General features: G+C 51.0%; 1 protein-coding gene. It reads left to right on the top strand.

Annotation, left to right across the window (positions count from 1 at the left end):
• Positions 1–406, top strand: a 406-nt coding sequence (locus tag KH400_RS29855) for a hypothetical protein (protein WP_217228170.1), incomplete at both ends; no start/stop codon positions are given.

Genomic DNA, 406 nt, shown 5'->3' with positions numbered 1-406 from the left:
AAAAGGGAGGAGGAGGGGAAAGGGGGAAGGAAAAAGGGGAGGGAAAAAGGAGAAAAAAAGAGAGGGGAAGGAGGGGAGGGAAGGGGGAAGAGAGAGGGAAAGGGAGAGAAGGGAGGGAAGGAGGGAGGGGAAAAAAGAGAAGGAAGGGAGGGAAGGAAAAAGAGGGAGGAAAAAAAGGAGGAAAGGGAGGGAGAAGGAGGGAGAAGAGGGGGAAAGGGAAAGGAGGGAGGAAAAGAAAAAAAAAGAAGAAGAAGGGGAGAAAAGGGAGAGGGGGGGGAGAGGAGGGAGAGGGGAGGGGGAGAGGAAAGAAAAGAAAGAAAGAAAGGAGAAGAAGAAGGAAAAGGGGAGGAGAAAAAGGAAGAGAGAGAAGAAGAAAGGAGGGAAAAAGAAAAGAGAGGGGGAGAGG

The organism is Desertibacillus haloalkaliphilus, assembly GCF_019039105.1.
Lineage (GTDB): Bacteria > Bacillota > Bacilli > Bacillales > KJ1-10-99 > Desertibacillus > Desertibacillus haloalkaliphilus.
Note: the sequence above shows the minus strand (reverse complement) of the source record. Positions and strands in the feature narration are given on the sequence as shown.